The sequence below is a fragment of the Delftia sp. 60 genome (assembly GCF_002754395.1).
Taxonomy (GTDB): Bacteria; Pseudomonadota; Gammaproteobacteria; order Burkholderiales; family Burkholderiaceae_C; genus Comamonas; species Comamonas acidovorans.
Window position 1 is genome coordinate 260,468 of the sequence record NZ_PEFD01000001.1, and the last position, 22,400, is coordinate 282,867.

General features: G+C 70.5%; 15 protein-coding genes. 11 read left to right on the forward strand and 4 right to left on the reverse strand.

Going from position 1 to position 22,400, the window contains the following annotated elements:
• Position 1: 1 nt before the first annotated feature.
• The gene (gene hutG, locus CLV01_RS01155; protein ID WP_051941033.1) at positions 2 to 865 is read left to right on the forward strand and encodes an N-formylglutamate deformylase; all 864 of its coding nucleotides are present in this window, start codon (positions 2 to 4) and stop codon (positions 863 to 865) included.
• On the opposite strand, the gene soxR is transcribed toward hutG, so the two are convergent.
• On the reverse strand, positions 866 to 1,369 hold the full coding sequence (soxR, locus tag CLV01_RS01160) for a redox-sensitive transcriptional activator SoxR (RefSeq protein ID WP_088166487.1): 504 nt from the start codon (positions 1,367 to 1,369) through the stop codon (positions 866 to 868).
• A gap of 223 nt (positions 1,370 to 1,592) precedes the next feature.
• Here soxR and CLV01_RS01165 point away from each other — a divergent pair, with 223 nt between their 5' ends.
• The gene (locus CLV01_RS01165; RefSeq protein ID WP_099732553.1) at positions 1,593 to 1,976 is read left to right on the forward strand and encodes a hypothetical protein; all 384 of its coding nucleotides are present in this window, start codon (positions 1,593 to 1,595) and stop codon (positions 1,974 to 1,976) included.
• 31 nt (positions 1,977 to 2,007) lie between these two features.
• Positions 2,008 to 2,841, forward strand: coding sequence for a helix-turn-helix domain-containing protein (locus CLV01_RS01170; protein WP_034397632.1), 834 nt, complete (start codon positions 2,008 to 2,010; stop codon positions 2,839 to 2,841).
• Positions 2,842 to 2,861: 20 nt separating this feature from the next.
• Here the strand turns inward: CLV01_RS01170 and CLV01_RS01175 are convergent, their stop codons facing one another.
• From CLV01_RS01175 to CLV01_RS01185, 3 genes are all read right to left on the reverse strand, one after another.
• Entirely contained in the window at positions 2,862 to 4,838 is a 1,977-nt protein-coding gene (locus CLV01_RS01175; protein ID WP_099732552.1) for a reverse transcriptase family protein, read from the reverse strand.
• Positions 4,839 to 5,145: 307 nt separating this feature from the next.
• Complete coding sequence (locus tag CLV01_RS01180) at positions 5,146 to 6,873, reverse strand: SWIM zinc finger family protein (protein ID WP_099732551.1); 1,728 nt, start codon at positions 6,871 to 6,873, stop codon at positions 5,146 to 5,148.
• A 31-nt stretch (positions 6,874 to 6,904) separates the two neighbouring features.
• Positions 6,905 to 10,048 (reverse strand): hypothetical protein, encoded by a 3,144-nt coding sequence (locus CLV01_RS01185; RefSeq protein ID WP_099732550.1) that lies wholly within the window; start codon positions 10,046 to 10,048, stop codon positions 6,905 to 6,907.
• A gap of 449 nt (positions 10,049 to 10,497) precedes the next feature.
• Between CLV01_RS01185 and CLV01_RS01190 the strand changes: the two genes are divergently transcribed.
• The 8 genes from CLV01_RS01190 to CLV01_RS01225 all read left to right on the forward strand — a co-directional run bounded on the left by CLV01_RS01190 (position 10,498) and on the right by CLV01_RS01225 (position 22,250).
• Positions 10,498 to 11,712 carry an efflux RND transporter periplasmic adaptor subunit gene (locus tag CLV01_RS01190; protein ID WP_099732549.1) on the forward strand — a complete coding sequence of 405 codons (1,215 nt, stop codon included), beginning with the start codon at positions 10,498 to 10,500 and terminating at the stop codon, positions 11,710 to 11,712.
• 13 nt (positions 11,713 to 11,725) lie between these two features.
• Positions 11,726 to 14,920: an efflux RND transporter permease subunit gene (locus CLV01_RS01195; protein ID WP_099732548.1), complete on the forward strand. Its 3,195-nt coding sequence runs from the start codon at positions 11,726 to 11,728 to the stop codon at positions 14,918 to 14,920.
• Positions 14,913 to 16,346 carry an efflux transporter outer membrane subunit gene (locus tag CLV01_RS01200; protein ID WP_099735018.1) on the forward strand — a complete coding sequence of 478 codons (1,434 nt, stop codon included), beginning with the start codon at positions 14,913 to 14,915 and terminating at the stop codon, positions 16,344 to 16,346. Before CLV01_RS01195 ends, CLV01_RS01200 begins: the two co-directional genes overlap by 8 nt.
• Before the next feature lie 150 nt (positions 16,347 to 16,496).
• On the forward strand, positions 16,497 to 17,651 hold the full coding sequence (locus CLV01_RS01205; RefSeq protein WP_180288347.1) for an NAD(P)/FAD-dependent oxidoreductase: 1,155 nt from the start codon (positions 16,497 to 16,499) through the stop codon (positions 17,649 to 17,651).
• Between the two features lie 61 nt (positions 17,652 to 17,712).
• A complete protein-coding gene (locus tag CLV01_RS01210) occupies positions 17,713 to 18,798 on the forward strand; it encodes a YkvI family membrane protein (RefSeq protein WP_012202106.1) in 1,086 nt (361 codons plus the stop codon).
• A gap of 53 nt (positions 18,799 to 18,851) precedes the next feature.
• Positions 18,852 to 19,535 carry a helix-turn-helix domain-containing protein gene (locus tag CLV01_RS01215; RefSeq protein ID WP_012202107.1) on the forward strand — a complete coding sequence of 228 codons (684 nt, stop codon included), beginning with the start codon at positions 18,852 to 18,854 and terminating at the stop codon, positions 19,533 to 19,535.
• Between the two features lie 233 nt (positions 19,536 to 19,768).
• Complete coding sequence (locus tag CLV01_RS01220) at positions 19,769 to 20,833, forward strand: homocysteine S-methyltransferase family protein (RefSeq protein ID WP_034397648.1); 1,065 nt, start codon at positions 19,769 to 19,771, stop codon at positions 20,831 to 20,833.
• Positions 20,834 to 20,855: 22 nt separating this feature from the next.
• Positions 20,856 to 22,250, forward strand: coding sequence for a Fe-S oxidoreductase (locus CLV01_RS01225; protein ID WP_099732546.1), 1,395 nt, complete (start codon positions 20,856 to 20,858; stop codon positions 22,248 to 22,250).
• Positions 22,251 to 22,400 lie beyond the last annotated feature (150 nt).

The following is a 22,400-nucleotide window of genomic DNA, read 5'->3' on the forward strand; positions in this document are numbered from 1 at the left end:
CATGGGCCCGCAAAATCCGCCAGAAACGTTCCAGAATCACACCATGACCGATACCGCTCCCCCTCCCTTCGTCTTCCACCAGGGCACGGCGCCGCTGCTGATCTCCATGCCGCATGCGGGCACCCATGTGCCGCCCGACATCGCCGCGCGCCTGACCGAGGAAGCCCGCCACGTGCCCGACACCGACTGGCACCTGCCGCGCCTGTACGAGTTCGCCAAGGCCATGGGCGCCTCCATCCTCGTGGCCACGCATTCGCGCTATGTGGTGGACCTGAACCGTCCGCCCGATGGCGCCAGCCTCTACCCGGGCCAGAGCGTCACCGGCCTGTGCCCCGTGGACACCTTCGACGACACGCCGCTGTACGCCGACCCGGCCGATGTGCCCGCAGACGCCGAAATCGCCGCGCGCCGCGAAGCCATCTGGGGCCCGTACCACGCACAGCTGCGCGCCGAACTGGACCGCCTCAAGGCCGTGCACGGCACCGTGGCGCTGTGGGACGCGCACTCCATCCGCTCGGTGCTGCCGCGTTTCTTCGAAGGCAAGCTGCCCGACCTGAACCTGGGCACCGGCAAGGGCACGAGCTGCGCGCTGGAGCTGGCCGAGCATCTGCTGGCCATTGCGCAGACCGCGCCGGGCCACACCGCCATACTCAACGGCCGCTTCACGGGCGGCTACATCACGCGCCACTACGGCCAGCCCGAGGCCGGCATCCACGCCGTGCAGCTGGAGATGACGCAGTGCAGCTACATGCAGGAAGCCCTGCCCTTCGACTACCTGCCCGAGCGCGCCGAACAGATCCAGCCCACGCTGCAGCGCATGCTGCAGGCGGTGCTGGACTTCGTCACGACACGGCGCGTGTCCTGATCAGCCTTCGTCGTGGCAGTGGCCCGGGCAGGGCCCGCCCATGGCCACGGGCGGCGGGTCGCCCAGCCAGCGGCGCGGCCCGGGGCCATTCTGTGCGCACAGGTCGCCGGGGTTGTGCAGCACGCAGTGGCGCAGCGAGAGGCAACCGCAGCCAATGCACTGGTCCAGGCTCTCGCTGAGCCGCTGCAGCTCGCCTATGCGGTCGTCCAGCCGCTGCTTCCAGACCCGCGACATCTTCTGCCAGTCCCCGCCCGTGGGGACATGGCGGCTGGGCAGCTTGGCCAGCTGCACGGCAATCTCCTCCAGCGTGAAGCCGATGCGCTGGGCGAACACCACGAAGGCGATGCGCCGCAGCGACGAGCGGTGGTAGCGCCGATGGCCGCTGGCGCTGCGCACGGACTCGATCAGGTTCAGCGACTCGTAAAAGCGCAGCGCCGAGGCCTTGACCCCGCTGCGCTGCGCCACGTCGCCGATGCTGAGCAGCGGATCATCCTCGGTTTTCATGGTGGCTTTCCTTTGTGGCTTGACTTCAAGTTCACTTGAACTCGAAGAATGCGGCCATTCTGAGCGAAAGCGCAGGAACAGGGCAACCGGGTCTGTACCGCCCATGCGAGCGTCCTGGCCGGACTGCGAAATTCTTTGGCTGAGTGCTGCAATGACGCAGCTGCCGTTCATTCATACAGTAATGGGTCTCATTTGTATTGAATGGCATCGGCCGGAGGTTTCCATGTACATCGACAGCAGCAGCTTTCCCCTGGTCCGCATGGGCTACGAGCGCGACAAGGCCGTGCCCGTGGACCGCTTGCTGGAGGACTTCTCGGCCCTGCTGGCCCGCGGCCAGGCCTTTGTCTTCTTCAGCGACGGCGACATGTCCCAGGAGGAGCGCTCACCCGAGGAGCGCAAGCAGGTCGTGCTGTGGATGAAGGCCCGCCGCCCCGAGCTCAAAAGCCTGGTGCGCGCCCTGGTCCACGCCGAGCCCGATGCGCACAAGCGCGCCGAGGCCGAGGCCTTCGCACAGATGTTCGGCAAGGCCTGGGGCTATCCCATGCTGCTGGTGGCCTCCACCGAGGAGGCGCAGCAGCGTGCACGGGAGCTGCTCGGGTCCGATTGATGACCGATTGACATGAACTGAGAGAAACACCATGAATGCCGTGGATTCCGCCCTGCTCAAAGTCCTGCCCGAGAGGTGGGACCCCGACCATGTGGACCGTCCCGTGATCGTCCTTCCCATGCGGTCGGGCCCCGGCGACTGGGGGATGAACTTCCATGCCCACCGCAAGAGCCAGCTCATGGTCACCCATGCGGGGCTGATCACGCTGGAGACCGATGCGGGCGTCTGCGTGGTGCCGCCGCGCAGCGCCGCCTGGATTCCGGGCGGCACGCTGCACCGCGTCAGCTGCAGCGGTGCGGCCAGCGGCTACGTGGTCTTTGTCGAGGCAGGGGCCGTGCGCCCCGTGCCCGGACCCTGCCATGCGCTGGCCGTCTCGCCCTTTCTCAGTGCGCTGCTGGACCGCGTGCAGGGCCTGCCGCAGGACTACGAGCCCGACAGCGGCGATGGCCGGCTCATGCAGGTGCTGCTCGACGAGATCCAGGCGGCGCAGCCCGAAGGACTGCACCTGCCCCTGCCGCACGACCGGCGCCTGCGCCGCATGACCAATGCCCTGTGCGAGCAGCCGCAGCTGCAGGCACGGCTGGCCGACTGGGCCCAGCGCATCGGCATGAGCGAGCGCAGCATGACGCGGCTGTTCCTGGCCGAGACCGGGCTTACGGTCAACCAGTGGCGCCGCCAGCTGCATGTGCTCACCGCACTGCAAAAGCTGTCCGAGGGGCTGCGCATACAGACCGTGGCAGATGCCCTGGGCTACGAGAGCGCACCCGCCTTCGTGACCATGTTCCGCAAGGCGGTGGGCACTTCGCCGCGCCGCTTCCTGGCGCTGCGCAGCGCACCCGTGGCGGGCGGGGCAGCAGGCCTCTGAGGCCTGCGGCCCCGCGAACATCACGACATCCGCAGCCCCAGGCCCAGCAGCACGGCCAACACCATCGCAGCGGCAAAGACATCCCAGCGCCGTATGCGCCGGTAGCGCAGGAGCAGGACCAGCACGATGCCGATCAGCGTGATCAGGCGCGCCTGGAACACCGTGCCCAGCAAGAAGCAGATCACGATCTGCGCCCAGTAGGTCAGCAGGCCGGGCATCGGCGATGGGCCGGGGGCCTGTGTGTCGGGGCCCTGCGCCTGTGCGGGCTGCTGCTGCGGCGTGTCCACGGCCGGCCGGGCGGCCGCAGCTGCCTGGGCGCGTGCGGCCTCGCGCTCCTGCAGCCGCTGTTCGCGCCGCTGCTGGTCGGTTTTCTCAATCACGGGTGCCGCCGGCTCGGCCGGCTGCCACCACGTCTTGCCGCTGGCCAGCGCAGGCGCCTGCCCGCTGGCGGCCAGACGCCGGAACTGCACGCTTGCGGGCGGCTGCGCACGCGCCGCCGCGCGGTCCTGCCGGCTGGCCTGCAGCAGGGCATCGTTGGCGCGGTCGATGGGGCTGCGCGTGAGCTGGCGGGCCTGGCCCAGCAGCGGACCGCCCTGCACGGGGTCGACCTGGTACACGAACTGCGCCAGTCCCAGCAATTGCGAGGGCTGGGCTGCCTGCCCCTGCCAGTGCGCCGGCTTGCCGGCGCTGGCCTGCGTGGCGCGGTGCAGGGCGGCGCGCAGGCGCCTGCGCGTCTGGCGCGATACGCTGGGCTTGTCCGCGTTCACCACCAGCCCCGTGACCTCCTGGCGGCGGCCCTTGCGCATCACGCGCTCCTTGTCGGGGTGGGGCGTGAAGCCTTCGTCGCGCAGTATCCAGCGCACGCGGCCCAGCAGCCGGCCCACGTTGTCGCGCGCGGCTTCGCCCGAGGCGGAGAAGGTCAGGTCGTCCGCATAGCGCGTGTATACAAAGCCCAGCTGCCTGGCCAGGCCCAGCAGGCGGCGGTCCAGGCGGCGGCACAGCAGGTTGGTGAGCATGGGGCTGGTGGGCGCGCCCTGGGGCAGCACGCGCTCGCGCGCCTTGCCGCCGACGAAGAGCTTTTCGCCATCCACCTGCCAGGCCTGGGCGCGGTTTTCGCTGCACAGCAGGGCCAGGAGGGTGGCCATGGCCTCGCCATAGCCCAGATGACGGAACACGCCCTTGATGCGGCCGAAGGCAATGCTGGGAAAGAAGTCCTTCACGTCCAGGTTGATGACCACGTCGTGGCCCGCATGCGGCGCCGCATTGCTCACGATGGAGCGGCCGGCCAGGAAGCCGTGCGCGGCATCGTGCGCGGGCACCTTGGCGAGGATGTTGTCCAGCACCCAGTACTGCGCGCGCTTGAGGCGCGGCATGGGCGCGGAGATCAGCCGCTCGCCACCGGTCTTCTTGGGCAGGGTGAACGAGTGGTAGTGGTGGGTGCGGGCCACCTCGCGGTGAAAGCCCAGGAAACGCAGCTCGGCCACGGTGATGCCCATGGCATCGGCCAGCTGCGCCGCATTGGCAAGTTCCGGCAGGCTATGCCGGGCCAGCCTTTGCGGGTCGGCCTGCCGGCGTTCCCCGGCAGCAGGCGGTGCCTCACCGGCCTGCGGCCCCTGCAGGGCAGCGGAGATGCCGGGGCCCAGATAGCCCACGTGCGTGGCCCGCTTCGCATGCCAGGCCAGCGCCTTGTCGTGGCGCTCCTGGGCCTGGCGGCGTTTGGTTTCCTCGCGCTGGGCCAGCGCCTTTTGCATGCGCTCCTTGCGCATCTGGCGCAATGCGCGCTCGGGGTTCTGGCGCACGGCGATCTGCTGGCGCAGCTCGGCCAGCTCGCGCTGCAGCTCGCCCTCGCGCTGGATGTGGGCGGCGGCCAGCTGCGGCTGTCCCTCGCCCTTGGGCCAGAAGCCCAGGCGCTGCATCTCGTCGAGGATGACTTCCTGTTTGCTGGAGGCCTTGATGCGCTCGTAGATCTCGGCGCGTGTGGGTTGCGGCTGGCTCATGCGGCCACCCCGGCAAGGCGGGCCCGGCCGCTGTGCGGCGGGCAAAGAAATGGAGCGACGCGCTTCTCGTCGAAGAGCCCGCAGGGCTCACGGGACGGGAGCTGTTCGCTCGACGCCACCCCGCGACGGTATGCGTGTTTCGCTTGTGGCAAGCCACTCAGGAAAACGCATACCGTCGCTGGGGTGGCACAGTGAAAACGGCGCCCGTGGTGCATGAAACGGCAGTTCACAAGGGTGGCGAAACACCACCCGGATTGCAAGAGCCTGCGCGTCGCTCCGCGTGGCAGTGTAGAGCAATTGAAGCGGTTCACGCGATTTCTCCTTGTCCTGCGGCCTTCATCTGCGGGCCGGTCGGCTGGCGGGCGGCATCGAGCTGGGGCTGCGCCACCAGGCGCAGCGCAATCATGTGCTCGCAGGGCCCCTGGCGCAGCCGGTACTGCTGGTAGTGGTTGCAGCTGCAGCGCGCATCGGTCAGGCGCTCGTCGGCATCGAGTTCGAGCTGGGTGTCGAACAGGCGTTTGCCGTCGGCACGCGGGATCTGGCCGGTGATGCGGCTGAACCCGTCCTTGCGGTCGATGCGCGGCGGGGCAATGGCCTTGCCGCGCACCAGGGCCAGCGCCTTGTCCTCCTCGGGGTTGGCGGGCTGCAATTGCTGCGTCGTCAGCGGCTCGCGCAGCAGTTCGCGCCAGGCGTAGCGCCCGGCGTCCAGGTCGTAGACCGCGCGCCCGGCCTGCATCCAGCGTGTCATGGCCGTGTGCACCTGGGCCGTGGACAGGCCCGTGGCCTGGGCCAGATCCTGCGCGCCGGCCTGCCAGCACGACTGCAGCTGCCGGCCCACGGCCTCGACCTGGGCGGGCGTGACCTCGGCCTGCGGCGCCATCAGGTGAAAGCGTGCGCTGGCGGCCCAGTCGTTGGCGCTCCAGCCCGACAGGCCCAGCGTGACCGTGACCAGGCCCAGCTCGATCACCCAGAAGCTGGGCATCCCGCTGCCCAGCAGGTGCACGCGCACGCGCGTGGCCTGGGAGATCAGCCGTTCCAGCGTGAGCAGGCGGCGGCGCCCCCACAGGCGGATGGTGCCGCCGCCCGCGCCCATGGCATCGCTGACGACGTGCGAGCGCCGGGTGGCCAGGCGCTCCTCCCAGGGCTCGAACACCACGGTGGGCGGCTGTCCCGGCGCCAGCTCGAAGCGCAGCGCGCGCGGGCCGTGGCGCTCGCGCCGGGCACGCAGCCGCGCGCAGATGTTGAACAGGTCCATGGGATGCAGCTCCAGCACGGTGGCAGGCAGGGCCATGGCGCTGGAGACCTGCACGAAGCCGCGCAGCCAGCTGTCGGGCAGGTCGATCTTTTCCTCGCGCAGCGCGGGGTCGCCGCCCACCTGCACGGCAAAGCCTGCCGGGTCCAGCGTCAGCCGCGTGTCCCGGTAGTTGCGGATCTTCTGGAATTCTTCGTAGAGGCTGGCCGAGTAATCGATGTTGGTGGTGCCGCAGATGCGCTCGCCCGCATGCTCGAAGGCCTCGTGCCGGATGCTGACCGCGCAGTAGCTGGACTCGTCCTGGCTGAAGGCCTCGAACAGCAGCCGGTCCGGGTGCACGGTGATCACGGGGTCGAGCACATACCAGGCATCGCGGTTGGCCACGAACAGCCAGTCGAAGTACTTGCGCTGGGCCTTGTAGAAGGGGGAGAGCACCTGGTTGCGGGTCTCGCGCAGGTTCTTGAGTTCGGCGCTGATTTCCTTGGCGCGCGCCTGGGCGCCGCCGGTGTCGGCCATGAAGGTGGCCAGCATTTGCGCTTCGTGCTCCTGCAGCCATTCGCGGTAGGCCGTCTTGTCGCGGCCGCGCGTGCGCAGGTCGCTGACCACCACGCTGTGCAGCGCGGACAGCCCTTCGCGCACCTGCAGGTAGGCCGGGCCGTCGCGCCGGAGCAGGCCGTCGAAGCGCGTGGGTGGGCGCAGCAGGTCGGGCGCGAAGGAGAAGGCCTGCTCGGCCGCCGTGTCGTTGACCTGCGTGCTGCCGTAGTACTGATAGCGAAATTCCATGTCCGATCGACTCCGTGCCTTGTTGCGGCGCTCAGGTTGAAGACGGGGCCTGGCCGCGCCGCTCCGCCGCCAGGGGCTGCATGAAGCTTTGCGCCAGCTGGGGATGGCGCTGCACGATGTCGCGCAGCCCGGCCACATAGTCGGGCTGGTCGGCATGGCTGGCGCTGACCACCTGCCGCGCAAAGATGGCCGCCACCACGGCGGCGGTCTCGGGCGCCTGCACCTGGCTGCGCAGGAAATGCAGCACGCGCGTCTTGCTGGCGCGCGCGCGGTGCACCTGGCTGAGCACGGCCAGGAAGTAGGGCTGCAGCTCCTGCAGGCGCGCCGCGCGCTGCGGTGCGGGCTCGTCGGGCAGGGCGAGCAGCCATTGCGTGACGAACAGCTGCACGCTGGTGGCGGGGTGCTGGGCCAGGCGCGTGAGGAAGAGGCTGGCCTCGGGCGCGCTCATGTGCTGCGCGAGCCGCTGGCGGCCCAGGGCCTGCACCCAGGGCTGGGCGTGATCGACCCAGCCGAGCAGCAGCTGCGGCGACAGGGCGCCGTCCGGCAGCCGCTGGCCGAACATCTCGCGTGCGTACTGCTGCGTGTCGGAAAACAGGGCGTCGGCCAGCGGCAGCAGCTGTTCGGCCTGCTCGGGCAGGGTCCGGTCCATGGGGGTGAGCTGCGCATCGATGCTCTGGCGGCTCAAGGCGCGCACGTCGGCATCGGCATGCCGGGCCAGCGTGGACCACTGGCGCAGCGTGTAGGCCTGCAGGTCCAGCGCCTTCAGGCCCCAGGCGCCGTAGCGCTGTGCGCCCTTGGCCTGAGCCTGCAGGGCGCGCCAGATGCCCGAGGCATCGCGGGCCGGGGCCACGGCGGCCAGCGGGCCGGTGAGCAGCCGCAGCGCCGCGTCGTGGACGCCTTCGGCCTTTTCCGCGCGGAACAGCACTTCGTGCAGGCGTTCGGCGATCTGGGCATTGCAGCGCGTGTTGTACAGGGGAGTGCCGGCCAGGCGCTCGACCAGGGGCGCTGCCGCTGCGCGCAAGGCGGCATGCGGTGATACGGCGAATTCGGCCAGCATGGCGGCCTGCTCGCACAGCAGGTCATCGGCCAGGCTGCCCATGAGCCGTATGCCGCAGGCCATGCGCGCAGGTTCCTCGGATTCCAGCAGCCCGCGCAACGCCGCCGGGGGCAGGGTCTGCAGGCCCTGCGGGTGTGCCAGCAGCCAGGCGGTGGCCATCTCCACCAGCGCCGTCACCGAGTGCGCCAGCAGGTGGTGCAGCGGCGGGGCCGGGACGCTGGCGGCCTGCGAGGCCAGCGGACCGTTGCCATCGAACAGCGCCTGCACGGCATCGCGGATATCGGCCAGCGCGGGGCTTTCGGTGTCCAGCGTGGGCAGCGCCGCCAGCAAGGCCAGGGCCACGGCTGCACCATCGGCATAAAACAGCAGGGCCAGGCCCTGGGTGCGCGAGCTGGCGGCCGGTGACAGCAGCAGGGCGGCCACCAGTTCGGCATCGCGCGCGGCGCCTGCGCGGTCACGCGACAGCCAGGCGCCCAGGTAGCTGGCGGCAGGCCCGTCGCCGCATTGCGCAAGCGCCAGCAGCCAGGGCCGGCGCGCCGCATCGTCGGTCAGCGAGACCATGCGCTGCTGCGCGATCTGAAGGCCCAGCGCAGCCGCCGGTGCATAGGTTTTCTGCAGCAGCGGCGCGGTGGCCGCTGCATCGAGGCCGTCCAGAAAGGCCTTCTGGTCCTGCAGGGCGCGCGTGAGCGACCACAGCAGCAGCGTGGACTGCGAACGGACCACCAGTTGCAGCAGTTGCCCGGGGTGGGCGTCCCACATGGCCGAAAGCCCTTCCACGCGCTGCGCGGGCAGCTGCTGCAGGTCCAGCGGCTCGTCGGTGTACCAGGTGTGGGCGCGGGCCGAGGCATGCAGTTGCGGCCAGCGCGGCAACAGCAGCCGGGCGGCGAGCAGCCAGCGCGATTCGGGCAGGCGGCCGGAGCGCGAGGCAGGCAGGCCCGCGCAGCAGCGGTCCATGGCCTGGAGCAGGGCTGCGGCATGGGCGGCGCTTTCGCTGTGGTCGGCCGAGGCCATGCGCCGCAGCTGGCGCCAGCCGCGCAGGCGCAGGTACAGCGAGGTGTCGCGGCTGAAGACGGCACCCTCGTCGCGCGGGCCATCGAAGCGCGCATGCAGCACGGCCAGCAGGGCGTGGTCGCGCCGCCACTCGGCACGCTTGTGGATGCGCCGCAGGGCCGGCCACCAGGCGCGTGTGAAGGGGATGCGCTCCATCCAGGCCAGCAGCTGCTGGTGGACGGCGCCGTCGTGCGCGCCCAGCGCATCGGCCGCCAGCAGCGCCTGTGGCCCAAGTGCCTGGAAGAAGGCCTGTTCGGCCTGCGGTCCGTCCTCTTTCGGGCCGTTTTCCTGCGGGGGGATCCCGGCCCACTGCGCCTGGTACTCCTGCAGCGCCGCCTGGCGTTCCTGCGGCGCGAGCAGGGCCAGCCAGGCCTGGTGCGCCAGATCGCGCGTGGCCTCGCTGGTGCCGCGTTGCGAGAGCGCCTGCAGGGCCACCGCTGCGCCGCCATCGCCCAGGCGCCCGATGAGGTAGGCCAGGCAGTAGTCGAGCAGATCGTCCCCGGTGCCCAGCAGCGCCACCAGGCGTGGAACCTGGGCATGCAGCAGGCGCTGGGCGGCGCCGCCGCGCGCGGGGTCCGCATACTCGGCCAGCCGCCACACCAACCGGGCCTGCTGGCCCGAGGGCATCAGCCGCCAGGCGCTGCCGTCCAGGCGTTTGCACAGGGCGGAAATGGCGCCGGCCTGCAGGGCCGACTCCGGCAGGCCTGGCGGCACCGTGGCCTGTCCCGGGGCCGGGTCGGGGGAGGGCGCCGGGCCTGCTTCAGCATCCAGCTCCGCAAAGCCCTCATGGGACTGCAGCACATCGCCCGCGCCCAGGCGCTGGCGCAGGTAGGCCAGCGCGCGCTGGCGTGCAGGCTCCAGCGCCTGGGGCAAGGGGGTGAGCGTGCTGTCATCGACCTGCGCGACGACGCCGGCCTTCAATTGCGTGACCTGCAAGGTCACGACATGGCGCGCTGCGGTGGCCGTGGTGTCGCCGCCCGGCATCTCCAGGGCCAGCACCCTCACGGTGCTGATGCGTTCGTTGCGTCCCTGTGGCCGGGACAGTGTGGCGTGAGCAAGCAGATTCATGCGGCAGGCATCCAGTGCTTTTCCATGGAGGGTGTCGGCGTTCGTCGGCAGTAGTCGGCGGCTTTTGGCGGTACCTGGCGGTTCCTGGTGAAACCTGGCCGCCACCCTGGGTCAGATGGCCTTGCAGTGTAGTGGTGGCGTCCTGCAGGTGCGGCAACGCGCGTGTGTCCGTCTGTGCGCGCCTGTCCAGGTCTTTTCAGGTCGTTCCTGGTCAATTGCCGCTGCGCTTGTCCGATCCGGCCAGCAATGTCCCCGGCAAACCGTCCTCAATTTTCGTGGTGTCTTTGCGCGCGGATCTTGACTTCAAGTTCACTTGAACTTGAAGAATGCAACCCATTGTGAGCAACCGCCTGGAAGGCCTCCAGAGCCTGCGGTCCCGCCCCTTTTTCCGGCCCCGCCGCAGCCCCGGCAGCAGGGCCTTGCCCATCCCCCTCAAGGAGAGTCGATCCATGCCCGTTCTTCCACCGCCGCCGTTGCGGCGTGCCCTGTTTGGAGGCGCCCTGGCGGCGCTGGCCCTGCTTGCCGGCTGCCGCCCGCAGGCCGTGGGCGATGCCCACGCCAGCGACGGCCCGCCGCCTGCGCCCGAGGTGCTGGTGAGCGAGGTCGTGCCGGCCAGCGTGCGTGTCTGGGACGAGTTCAACGGCCGCATCGATGCCGTGGAGTCGGTCCAACTGCGCCCGCGCGTGTCGGGCTATATCGAGCGCATTGCCTTCAGCGAGGGGCAGGAGGTGAAGAAGGGCCAGTTGCTGTTCGTGATCGACCAGCGGCCCTACCGCGCCGCCCTGGCCAGCGCCGAGGCCGAGCTGGAGCGCACGCGCGCAGGCGCCGCGCTGGCCCGCACCCAGGACCAGCGCGCCCGCCAGCTGGTGGCCGAGCATGCCGTCTCGCGCGAGGAGGCCGATACGCGCGCCGGCGCCCTGGCCCAGAGCGCCGCCCAGGTGCGCGCTGCCGAGGCCGCGCTGGCGGCAGCCCGGCTCAACCTGGATTTCACCGAGGTGCGCGCGCCGGTCTCCGGCCGCGCGGGCCGCGCCCTGCTCACCGTGGGCAACCTGGCCCAGGCCGACCAGAGCGTGCTGACCACCGTGGTTTCGCAGGACCCGGTGTATGTCTACTTCGATGCGGATGAGCACAGCTTCCTGCGGCAGCAGCAGGCCGCCAAGGACACCAAGGGGCGGCCCGCCGTGCAGCGGCCCGTGCGTGTGGGGCTGGCTGGCGACGAAGGCTTTCCGCATGCGGGCAGCCTGGACTTCACCGACAACCAGCTCAACGCAGGCACGGGCACGGTGCGCATGCGCGCCCGCCTGCCCAATCCCGACCGCCTGCTGACGCCGGGCCTGTTCGCGCGCGTGCAACTGCAAGACGCGCAGGGCGTGGGCGGCGAGCGGCAGACGCTGCTGATCGACGACAAGGCCGTGCTCACCGACCAGGACCGCAAGTACGTCTATGTGGTGGGCGAGGGCAACAAGGCCGAGCGCCGCGACCTGGAGCTGGGCCGCATGGTCGATGGCCGGCGCGTGGTGGACAAGGGGCTGGCGGCGGGCGACCACCTCGTGGTCGGCGGCCTGCAGCGCATCTACTACCCCGGCATGCCCATCAGCCCCAAGCCTGCGCCCGGCGATGGGCAGGCGGCGGTGGCCAAGGCGCCCGCCGTGGCCGCGCAGTGAACCGGGAAGCACCATGGACTTCTCCAAATTCTTCATAGACCGGCCGATCTTCGCGGTCGTGCTCTCCATCATCCTGTTCGCCGTGGGGCTGGTCGCGATTCCGCAGCTGCCCGTGGGCGAGTATCCCGAGGTCGTGCCGCCCAGCGTGGTGGTGCGCGCCACCTATCCGGGCGCCAATCCCAAGGAGGTCGCCGAGTCGGTGGCCGTGCCGCTGGAGGAGGCCATCAACGGCGTCGAAGGCCTGATGTACATGAAGTCGGTCGCGGCGTCCGACGGCAGCCTGCAGGTGGTCTCCACCTTCCGCCCCGACGTCGACCCCGACACGGCCGCCGTGCGCGTGCAAAACCGCGTCAGCCAGGCCCAGAGCCGTCTGCCCGAGGAGGTGCGCCAGTTCGGCGTGACCACGCAAAAGCAGTCGTCCACGCCGCTGATGTACGTGGGCCTGGTGTCGCAGGACGGCCAGCATGACGCGCTGTACCTGCGCAACTACGTCACGCTCAAGATCAAGGACGTGCTGGCACGCATTCCGGGCATTGGCGATGTGGGCATCTACGGCGCGGGCGACTACGCCATGCGCGTGTGGCTGGACCCGGACAAGGTGGCCGCGCGCCAGCTCACGGCGCCCGAGGTGATTGCCGCCATCCGCGAGCAGAACATCCAGGTCTCGGCCGGGCAATTGGGCGCGCAGCCCAGTCCGCAGAGCGCGGACAAGCTGCTGTCCATCAACGTGCGCGGGCGGCTGAAGACGCCCGAGGAATTCGGCAGCATCGTGCTCAAGGGCGGCGCGGACGGCCAGGTCGTGCGCCTGGCCGACGTGGCGCGCATCGAGCTGGGCGCCAGCGACTACACGCTGCGCTCGTGGAGCGACAAGAAGAACATGGCGGCCGTCGGCATCTTCCTGTCGCCGGGCGCCAATGCGCTGGGCGTGGCCGAGCAGGTCTACGCGGCCATGGACAAGCTGTCCCAGGACCTGCCCGAGGGCGTGGCCTTCGAGACGGTCTGGGACCCCACGGTCTTCGTGCGCGACTCCATCAAGGCGGTGCAGAGCACGCTGATCGAGGCCGTCATCCTCGTGGTGCTGGTGGTCATCGTCTTCCTGCAGACCTGGCGCGCCTCCATCATCCCGCTGCTGGCCGTGCCCGTGTCCATTGTCGGCACCTTCGCGGGGCTGTACCTGCTGGGCTACTCCATCAACACGCTGACCCTGTTCGGCCTGGTGCTGGCCATCGGCATCGTGGTGGACGACGCCATCGTGGTGGTGGAGAACGTGGAGCGCTACATCGAGGAAGGGCACACGCCCCTGGAGGCGGCCCACCTGGCGATGAAGGAGGTCTCGGGCCCCATCATCGCCATCGCCCTGGTGCTGTGCGCGGTCTTCGTGCCCATGGCCTTTCTCAGCGGCGTGACGGGTCAGTTCTACAAGCAGTTCGCCGTGACGATTGCCATCTCCACGGTGATCTCGGCCATCAACTCGCTGACGCTGTCGCCCGCGCTGGCGGCCAAGCTGCTGCAGCCGCGCGGCGCGCCGCGCGATCCGCTGGCGCGCGGGCTGGACCGCAGCCTGGGCTGGCTCTTCCGGCCCTTCAACCGCTTCTTCGACCGCAGCGCCCACGGCTACCAGAACTCTGTGGGGCATTCGCTGCGCCGCCGGGGCCTGGTGTTCGCGGTCTATGCGGCGCTGCTGGCGGGCACGGCCGTGCTGTTCCAGGCCGTGCCGGGCGGCTTCATCCCGCTGCAGGACAAGCTGTACCTGTTCGGCGGCGCCAAGCTGCCCGAGGGGGCTTCGCTGAACCGCACGGATGCGGTCACGCGCCAGATGGTCGATGCCGCCAAAAGCGTGGAAGGCGTGGACATGGTCGCCGCCTTCGCGGGCTTCAACGCGCTGCAGTCCACGACCACGCCCAACCTGACCAGCGCCTACATCATGCTCAAGCCCTTCGGCGAGCGCACGCGCAGCGCCGAGGCCATCAATGCCGAGCTGGGCGCGAAGTTCTCGCAGATCGAGGGCGGCTTCGCCTATGCGCTGATGCCCCCGCCCATCCAGGGCCTGGGCAACGGCTCGGGCTACTCGCTGTTCCTGCAGGACCGCGCGGGCCTGGGCTACGCGGCGCTGCAGCAGGCGCTGCAGGCCTTCCAGGCCGAGATCGCCAAAACGCCGGGCATGACCTACCCGGTCAGCAGCTACCAGTCCAACATCCCGCAGCTGGAAGTCAAGGTGGACCGCACCAAGGCCAAGGCCCAGGGCGTGGCGCTGACCGACCTGTTCCAGACGCTGCAGGCCTACCTGGGATCGGTCTACGTCAACGACTTCAACGCCTTCGGCCGCGTCTGGCGCGTGATGCTGCAGGCCGACGCGGACCACCGCCAGACCGTGGAGGACATCGCCAGTCTGCGCACGCGCAATGCGCGCGGCGAGATGGTGCCCATAGGCTCCATGGTCACCGTGGTGCCCAGCTTCGGCCCCGACCCGGTGCTGCGCTACAACGGCTTCCCGGCGGCCGATCTGATCGGCGACTCCGACCCGCGCGTGCTGTCCTCGGGCGAGGTGCTGGCCAAGCTCCAGGAGATCGCGCAGCGCACGCTGCCGCGCGGCATCGAGCTGGCCTGGACCGACCTCAGCTACCAGCAGGTGGAGCAGAGCAATGCGGCGGCCGTGGTCTTCGCCATTGCCGTGATGCTGGTCTTCCTGGTGCTGGCCGCGCTCTACGAAAGCTGGACACTGCCGCTGGCCGTCATCCTCATCGTGCCCGTGTGCATCTGCGCGGCGCTGTTCGGCGTCTGGCTGGCCGGCGGCGACAACAACGTCTTCGTGCAGGTGGGGCTGGTGGTGCTGATGGGGCTGGCCTGCAAGAACGCCATCCTGATCGTGGAGTTCGCGCGCGAGCTGGAGCTGCGCGGCGTGGGCATCGTCGATGCCGCGCTGCAGGCCTGCCGCCTGCGGCTGCGGCCCATCGTCATGACCTCGATCGCCTTCATCGCCGGGGCCGTGCCCCTGCTCATCGGTGGCGGCGCGGGCAGCGAGGTGCGCGCGGCCACGGGCGTGACCGTGTTCTCGGGAATGCTGGGCGTGACCCTGTTCGGCCTGTTCCTCACGCCGGTGTTCTACGTCACGCTGCGCCGGCTTTCGGGCCGCGCGCTGACGGGGCATGCGCCTGCGCATTCCACCGGGCCTGCCCAGCCCGTCTCCCTGGAGTCCCCACATGCCTGAGATACGCAAGTCCCTGAGCCGCCACGCGCTGGCGCTGGCATCCGCCGCCCTGGTGGGCGGCTGCGCGGTCGGCCCTGACTTCAAGGCGCCTGCGGCGCCGCGGGCCGCAGCGCAGTTCGCGCGGGCCGAGCCTGCACCGGCCACCCCCCAGGCCGAGCCTGACGCCGCCTTCTGGCGCCAGTTCCAGGACCCGCAGCTGACGCAGCTGGTGGAGCGCGCGCTGGGCGACAACCAGGACCTGCAGGTGGTGCTGGCGCGGCTGGACGGTGCCCAGGCGCTGCTGCGCGAAAGCCGCTTCGACCAGCTGCCAACGGTCACGATGTCGGGCCGGGCCACGCAGCAAAAGCTCAGCGAGAGCGAGGCTTTCTATGGCCCGCGCAGCCAGCGCAGCTACACGGCCGGATTGGCCGCCAGCTGGGAGATCGACGTGTTCGGCCGCGTGCGGCGCGGCATCGAGGCGCGGCATGCCGACCTGCGCGCCGATGCGGCCGACCTTGCGGCCCTGCAGGTGGCCATTGCGGCCCAGGTGGCGGGCAGCTACGCCGACCTGCGCGGCTGGCAGCAGCGCCTGGCCTTGGCGCAGGCCAACGCGGCCAACCAGCAGGACACGCTGCGCCTGGTGCAGCTGCGCCTGGCGCACGGCAGCGGCACCGAGTTCGACCTGGCGCGCGCCCAGGCCCAGCTGGAGGCCACGCGCTCGCGCATTCCCGCGTTGCAGGCGCAGATCGCCATGGCGCAGCACCGGCTGGCCGTGCTCACGGGCCAGGTGCCCGAGGCGCTGATTGCCGCGCTGGATGTGCCTGCCGCCCTGCCGCAGCTGCCGCCGGCCATCGACCCCGGCACGCCGGCCGGCCTGCTGCGCCGGCGCCCGGACGTGGCCGTGGCCGAGGCACGGCTGCATGCGGCCACGGCACGCATCGGCGTGGCCACGGCCGACCTGTTCCCGCGCCTGTCGCTGGGCGGGCTGCTGGGCAGCACGGCGTTGCACGGCGGCTCGCTGTTCGAGGGCGCCAGCGCCCGCAGCAGCGTGTTCCTGGGCGTGGACTGGTCCTTTCTCGACGTGGGCCGCGTGCGGGCGCGCATCGCGGCCAGCGAGGCCGGCGCCCAGGCCGCGCTGGCCCAGTACCAGCAGACCGTGCTGCTGGCGCTGGAGGACACGGAGAACGCCCTGGTGCGCCTGCAGCGCACGCGCAGCGAAGACGCCCACCTGGCGCAGGCCGCCGAGCAGCGCCAGCGTGCCGAGCAACTGGCGCAGCGCCGCTACCAGCTGGGCAGCGTGGGCCTGTACGAAGTGCTGGATGCGCAGCGCGACCTGTATGCGGCCCAGGACGCGGCTGCCGACAGCCGTGCGCGCGGCCTGCGCGCCGCCGTGGCGCTGTACCAGGCCCTGGCCGGTGGCTGGGACGGAAAGCTGCCGCCGGCCTGAGCGTGCGGCGCGCACTGCCACAAGGGACGGCCAGGCGCCGTCCCTTTTTTCTTGTGCTGCGTACCCGGTGAAAACCACGAGGACCAGGGGCTTGCCTCATTTTTTCTTATCGGATAATTTTCTCATTGGAAAAAAATGGAGCGATGGATGATGGAAAGCCAGGTTCTGGATTTCGCCGTGATCGGTGCCGGCATGGCCGGCGCCTCGGTGGCCTGGCGGCTGGCCGGGGGTGGCGCCTCGGTGGTGGTGCTGGAACGCGAGCCGCAGCCCGGATACCACGCCACGGGCCGCTCGGCCGCCATGTTCATGGAGAGCTACGGCACCGCGCAGATACGCGCGCTGACACGCGCCAGCCGTGGCTTCTACAGCGCGCCGCCCGAAGGTTTTTGCGAGCACGCGCTGCTGCAGCCGCGCAGCGTGCTCTACATAGGAACGGCCGGCCAGGAACCCCAGCTGGACGAGGCCCTGGCCATGTACCGCCGTGACGGCCTGCGCGCCGAGCGCATCGACGCGCGCCAGGCCTGCGCCCTGGTGCCCTGCCTGCAGGAGAGCCTGCTCGTGGGCGCCGTGCATGACCTGGACGCCATGGACATCGACGTGGCCGAACTGCACCAGGGCTTTCTGCGCGGCATGGCGCGTGCCGGTGCGCGGCTGCGCTGCGGCGCCGAACTGTCCGGCGCCGAGCGTGAGGTGGATGGTGATGGCCAGGGCCTGTGGACCCTGGTGCTGCAGGACGGGTCGCAGGTCCGCGCCCGCGCCGTGGTCAATGCCGCAGGCGCCTGGGCCGATGCCGTGGCCCGGCTGTGCGGCGCGCGGCCGCTGGGCATCGAGCCCCGGCGCCGCTCGGCCTTCACCTTTGCCGCACCCGAGGGCGAGGACATCCACGGCTGGCCTGCCGTGATCGGCGTGGACGAGAGCTTCTACTTCAAGCCCGATGCAGGCCAGCTGCTGGGCTCGCCCGCCAATGCCGATCCCGTGCCGCCGCACGACGTGGTGGCCGAGGAGCTGGACGTGGCCATGGGCATAGACCGCATCGAGACACTGACCCGCCTGCGCATACGCCGGCCGCGCCATGTCTGGGCCGGGCTGCGCAGCTTTGCGCCCGACGACGACTTCGTGATCGGCTGGGATGCGCAGCGCGAGGGATTTTTCTGGCTGGCCGGGCAGGGCGGCTACGGCATACAGACGGCGGCCGGCGCCTCGGCCGCCGCGGCCGCACTGCTGATGCGCGAGCCGCTGCCCGCCGAGCTGCTGGCGCAGGGCGTCGATGCCCTGCGGCTGAGTCCGGCGCGCTTCGCGGCCTGACCCGTCATCCCTTTTTCACCTTTTCAGCCCCCGCAACACACAACAATCCAAGGAGACAGGCATGGGTGCATTCAAGGAAGTGAGCAGGATTGCCGGCGCCTTCGTCGGCGTCATCGTCGGGGCGGGCTTCGCCTCGGGGCAGGAGATATTGCAGTTCTTCGCGGGCTTTGGCGCCATCGGCCTGGCAGGCTGCCTGGTGGCGGCCCTGGCCTTCGTCTTCCTGTCCATGGCGTTCTCCACCATGGGCCAGCGCCTGCAGGCCGGCTCGCACAAGGAGGTGGTGCAGGCCCTGCTGGGCCGGCATGTGGGCATGGTGTTCGATGTGCTGATCACCTTCTTCCTGTTTGCCATCACCGTGGTCATGCTGGCGGGCGCAGGCTCGCTGCTGCACCAGTGGCTGGGCCTGCCCGAGGTCTGGGGCAGCGTGCTGGCCACCGTCGCCACGGTGCTCATCGTCTGCCTGGACGTGGGCCGGGTGATCGCCTTCATCGGCGCCGTCACGCCGCTGCTGGTGTTCATGACCGTGGTGGTCGCCGGTTACGTGCTGCTGACGCCCCACGGCGACATGGCCGCACTGGAGGCCGCCGCCGCCTCCCAGCCCCGGGGCGCCGGCCACTGGCTGGTGGCGGCGCTGCTCTATGTCTCCTACAACGTGGTGGCGGGCATGCCCTTCCTGGTGATCATGGGCGGGCAGGCCAGCTCGCGCCGCGTGGCGCTGTGGGGCGGCGTGGCGGGCGGGCTGCTGCTGGGCCTGCTGATGCTGATGATCGCGGCCGCGATGTACTGGCGCATGGACACGCTGGGCGGCCTGTCCATGCCCATGCTGTCGCTGGCCACGCAGATCTCGCCCTGGCTGGGGCACCTGATGTCGCTGGTCATCTTCGGCATGATCCTCAACACGGCCGTGGGCATGCTCTATGCCTTCGTGGCCCGCATCCTGCCGGCCGGCACGCCGCGTTTTCGCTGGGGCACGGGCGTGGCGGGCGTGCTGGCCCTGGGCGGCAGCTTCGCGGGCTTCATCACGCTGGTGGGCATGGTCTACCCGGTCTATGGCTACATCGGCTTCGCCCTCATGGCCTGCGCGCTGGTGGGCTGGCTGCGCATGGGCCGCAGGCAGGCGCCCGGGGCCGGCCTGCGCGGCGCCTGACGGCCGGGCCTGACCCTAGAATCGGGCGGTCGCCAGCCCCGATCGCCCGCTTCATGCCCAGCCCCCGCACCAGATCCAGCCCCAGGTCCAGCCCCAGGTCCAGCACTCTCCCCACGCCGGACCAGGTCCTCGCCGCCGTGCTGCCGGGCGCCCGCACGGCCGCCGCCATGCCTGCGGGCAAGCACGAAGTGGGCGCCAAGCTGCGCAAGGCGCGCAAGGAGCGCGGCCTGACGCTGCAGCAGGTGGCCGAAAGCAGCGGGCTGGCCGTGTCCACCATCTCCAAGGCCGAGCGCGGCCAGATCGCGCTGAGTTACGAGAAGGTGCTCATGCTGGGCAATGCGCTGGACATCGACATGACACGGCTGTTCATGGTCGGTGACGCCCAGCAGGCGGCCGGCGACACGCCCACCGTGGTCAAGGACTGCTTCGAGGACGTGCAGCGCTACGAGACCGACCAGTACCTCTACAGCGTGCTGTGCGGCGCCTTCCCGGGCAAGAAGATGCAGCCCCTGGTGGCCGTGATCAATGCGCGCGAGGCCGGCGAATTCTCGGAGACCATCCGCCATGCGGGCCAGGAGTTCGTGATGGTGCTCTCGGGCCGGGTGCGCATCCTGTTCGAGAACGGCGAATCGGTGGAGCTGGGCCGCCACGAGGCCGCATATTTCGACAGCGGCGTGGGCCATGTGTATGTGAGCCTGAGCCGCCAGCCGGCTCAAGTCGTCTCTGTCTGCACCTGAAATGGTTAGCACCCCCTGAGCGGCTGCGCCGCTTCCCCCTCTCTCGCTACGCGGGAGGGGGACGACACCCTCGGTGCGGGGCGGCGCGGCCGGCATAGGCCCTTCCTCGGTGTCTCTGGCGTGGGGGTGCGCTAGTTTCATAGGTCGCGCCTCTTGTTTGGGGCGCAGACAGTTTTTCTGGGGGAATCCTCGTGCCCGGCACGGCCGCCCCGGAGTTCCTACAATCGCTGCCCATGAGCCTGCCCCAGTACACCCGCGCCAAAGAGCTTCCCGCCATTCTTGCCAAGCGCCTCGTCATTCTTGACGGCGCCATGGGCACCATGATCCAGCGCTTCAAGCTGGGAGAGGCCCAGTACCGGGGCCAGGGCTACACGGGCCCCGGCAGCGTGGGCGACCGCTTCAAGGACTTCCCGCATGACGTCAAGGGCAACAACGAGCTGCTGTCGCTCACCCGCCCCGACGTGATCCGCGACATCCATGAGAAGTACCTGGCCGCCGGCGCCGACCTGATCGAGACCAACACCTTCGGCGCGACCACGATTGCGCAGGACGACTACCACATGGCCGATCTGGCGCGCGAGATGAATCTCAAGAGCGCCCAACTGGCCCGCGCGGCCTGCGACAAGTACAGCACGCCCGGCCATCCGCGCTACGTGGCCGGCGCCCTGGGCCCCACGCCCAAGACGGCCAGCATCAGCCCCGACGTGAACGATCCGGGCGCGCGCAACGTGAATTTCGAGCAGCTGCGCCAGGCCTACCTGGAGCAGACGCTGGCGCTGATCGAGGGCGGCTCCGACGTCATCCTGGTCGAGACCATCTTCGACACGCTCAACGCCAAGGCCGCGCTGTTCGCGGTGGACGAGGCCTTCGAGCAAAGCGGCGAATGCCTGCCCATCATGATCAGCGGCACGGTGACCGATGCCTCGGGCCGCATCCTGTCGGGCCAGACGGTGACGGCCTTCTGGCACAGCGTGCGCCATGCCAACCCGCTGTCCATCGGCCTGAACTGCGCGCTGGGCGCGGCGCTGATGCGCCCCTACGTCCAGGAACTGAACAAGGCCGCGCCCGAGACCTTCATCAGCTGCTACCCCAACGCCGGCCTGCCCAATCCCATGAGCGACACGGGCTTCGACGAGACGCCCGAAGTCACCAGCCGCCTGGTGCACGAATTCGCGTCCGAAGGCCTGGTCAACATCGTGGGCGGCTGCTGCGGCACCACGCCGGACCACATCGGCGCCATCGCCAAGGCCGTGGGCAGCACGCCCACGCGCCGCCTGTTCTACCCGGAATCGGCCTGATGGCCCGGGCGGAGCCTCTGACATGAGTTCGCCGCTGCCGCCCGTCCCGTCCCCAGCCGCAGGGCTGCCGCTGCCAGTGGCGGCGCCTGTCTCCGGCCCGGCCGCTGGCGCGCCGGTGGCGCCACAGGCTCCGTCCGCTGCGTTGGCGCCGGCTTCCCCCGCGTCACCCGCTTCCCCCGCGTCACCCTCCATTCCCGTCACGCCGCCAGCGGCCACGGCCGTGCGCTGGTCGCCCGAGATGCTGCAAAGCCTGCGCCTGCAGGCCTTCGAGCAATTGGTGGCCCAGCTGGCGCGCCAGGTCCAGTCCAGCCCCGGCGCGCCCGCGCCGCAGTGGCCGGCCAGCGGCGTGTCCGAGGCGCTGGGGCGGCTGCTGGAGGCCTTGCTGGCCCAAGTAGGTACCCAGCAGGGCCAGGCCCTGCAGTTGCTCGCGGCCCAGCCCGGATCGGCCGCGTTGCTGCAGGCGCTGGCCGCCGGCACGACAGCTGGTGCAGCGCCGGCCGGAGGGCAAGCGCAGCCATCCCAGAGTCCGCAGACGGGGACATCGGCCTCTGCCCAGGCCGGCGCCGCGCCGCAGGCGGCATCTTCCTCGCCTGCATTGCAGGCCGCAGCCTCCCTGCAGCCCGCTGCTGCCGCAGTGACGCTGGCCGTGGCAACCGCCAAGGCCAAGGTGGTGGATGCGCTGCTGGCCGGATCGGGGCTGGCGCCGCAGGCCGGTGCCAGCGCGCCTGGAGGTGTTGCAGGCGGCGCAACCCAGACCCTGCCCGCGCTGCAAAGCTGGTGGGTGCAGCAGGGCACGCTGCTGACGCCCCAGGGCGAGCGCGGCTTCACGCTGAGCCTGCAGGTGCCCCAGGCCTGGGCCCAGGCGCAGGGCGCGGCCATGGCGCTGGCGGCCGCATCGGCTTCCGCGCCGGGTGCGGCCCCTTTCACGGCGGCGGCGGCCCTGCCTGCGGGCGCCGCGCTGCCCTTGGCGGGCGCGCAGGCCACGGAGCCGGGCCTGCGCCTGCCGCTGGATGCCTCGCTGCAATCGCTGGCCTCGGGGCCGGTGGCCGTGGTGGTGCAGCCGCGTGGCGCCGATGCGCTGCGCACCAGCGCCCTGCTGCTGCTGGAGCTGCAGCCGCTGCGCCAGGCGGGCGGCGCCATGGCGTCGCCGGCCGGCCTGGCCTCGGTGGCTTCGCTTTCGCCTGCGCTTGCGCAGGAGGTGCAGCAGATGCTGCAGCAGCGCAACGATCCCTGGCTGCACATGGCGGCGGCCCAGGCCTCGGGCGCCTTGCCGCGCGAGCGCCGCGCCTTCGAGCACCAGTCGCATTTCTGCACCACCGAAGGCTGCCAGTACGAGGGCCGCGCGCCCTGCGCCCAGCCTTTTTGCAGCGAGATGAACCGTCTCTGGGACGTTTCGCGCACCGAGCGCAGCCGCTGACGACCTGGCCCCGGCCCGGGGCCGCCACGCTACGAAACTGACCGGGCCTGACGGTGGCGTGGTCATCGCCGGCCCCAGCTTTCATAATGCCGGCTGTCGTTCGCCATCTGCGCGGATGACGTCTTTGGCCGGGATGTGTAATGAATGTGC

Bases quoted from the DNA above. Each gene is read 5' to 3' on its own strand.
- hutG (WP_051941033.1), top strand. From the start codon at position 2: ATGGGCCCGCAAAATCCGCCAGAAACGTTCCAGAATCACACCATGACC.
- soxR (WP_088166487.1), bottom strand. From the start codon at position 1,369: ATGAAAACCGAGGATGATCCGCTGCTCAGCATCGGCGACGTGGCGCAG.
- CLV01_RS01165 (WP_099732553.1), top strand. From the start codon at position 1,593: ATGTACATCGACAGCAGCAGCTTTCCCCTGGTCCGCATGGGCTACGAG.
- CLV01_RS01170 (WP_034397632.1), top strand. From the start codon at position 2,008: ATGAATGCCGTGGATTCCGCCCTGCTCAAAGTCCTGCCCGAGAGGTGG.
- CLV01_RS01175 (WP_099732552.1), bottom strand. From the start codon at position 4,838: ATGAGCCAGCCGCAACCCACACGCGCCGAGATCTACGAGCGCATCAAG.
- CLV01_RS01180 (WP_099732551.1), bottom strand. From the start codon at position 6,873: ATGGAATTTCGCTATCAGTACTACGGCAGCACGCAGGTCAACGACACG.
- CLV01_RS01185 (WP_099732550.1), bottom strand. From the start codon at position 10,048: ATGAATCTGCTTGCTCACGCCACACTGTCCCGGCCACAGGGACGCAAC.
- CLV01_RS01190 (WP_099732549.1), top strand. From the start codon at position 10,498: ATGCCCGTTCTTCCACCGCCGCCGTTGCGGCGTGCCCTGTTTGGAGGC.
- CLV01_RS01195 (WP_099732548.1), top strand. From the start codon at position 11,726: ATGGACTTCTCCAAATTCTTCATAGACCGGCCGATCTTCGCGGTCGTG.
- CLV01_RS01200 (WP_099735018.1), top strand. From the start codon at position 14,913: ATGCCTGAGATACGCAAGTCCCTGAGCCGCCACGCGCTGGCGCTGGCA.
- CLV01_RS01205 (WP_180288347.1), top strand. From the start codon at position 16,497: ATGGAAAGCCAGGTTCTGGATTTCGCCGTGATCGGTGCCGGCATGGCC.
- CLV01_RS01210 (WP_012202106.1), top strand. From the start codon at position 17,713: ATGGGTGCATTCAAGGAAGTGAGCAGGATTGCCGGCGCCTTCGTCGGC.
- CLV01_RS01215 (WP_012202107.1), top strand. From the start codon at position 18,852: ATGCCCAGCCCCCGCACCAGATCCAGCCCCAGGTCCAGCCCCAGGTCC.
- CLV01_RS01220 (WP_034397648.1), top strand. From the start codon at position 19,769: ATGAGCCTGCCCCAGTACACCCGCGCCAAAGAGCTTCCCGCCATTCTT.
- CLV01_RS01225 (WP_099732546.1), top strand. From the start codon at position 20,856: ATGAGTTCGCCGCTGCCGCCCGTCCCGTCCCCAGCCGCAGGGCTGCCG.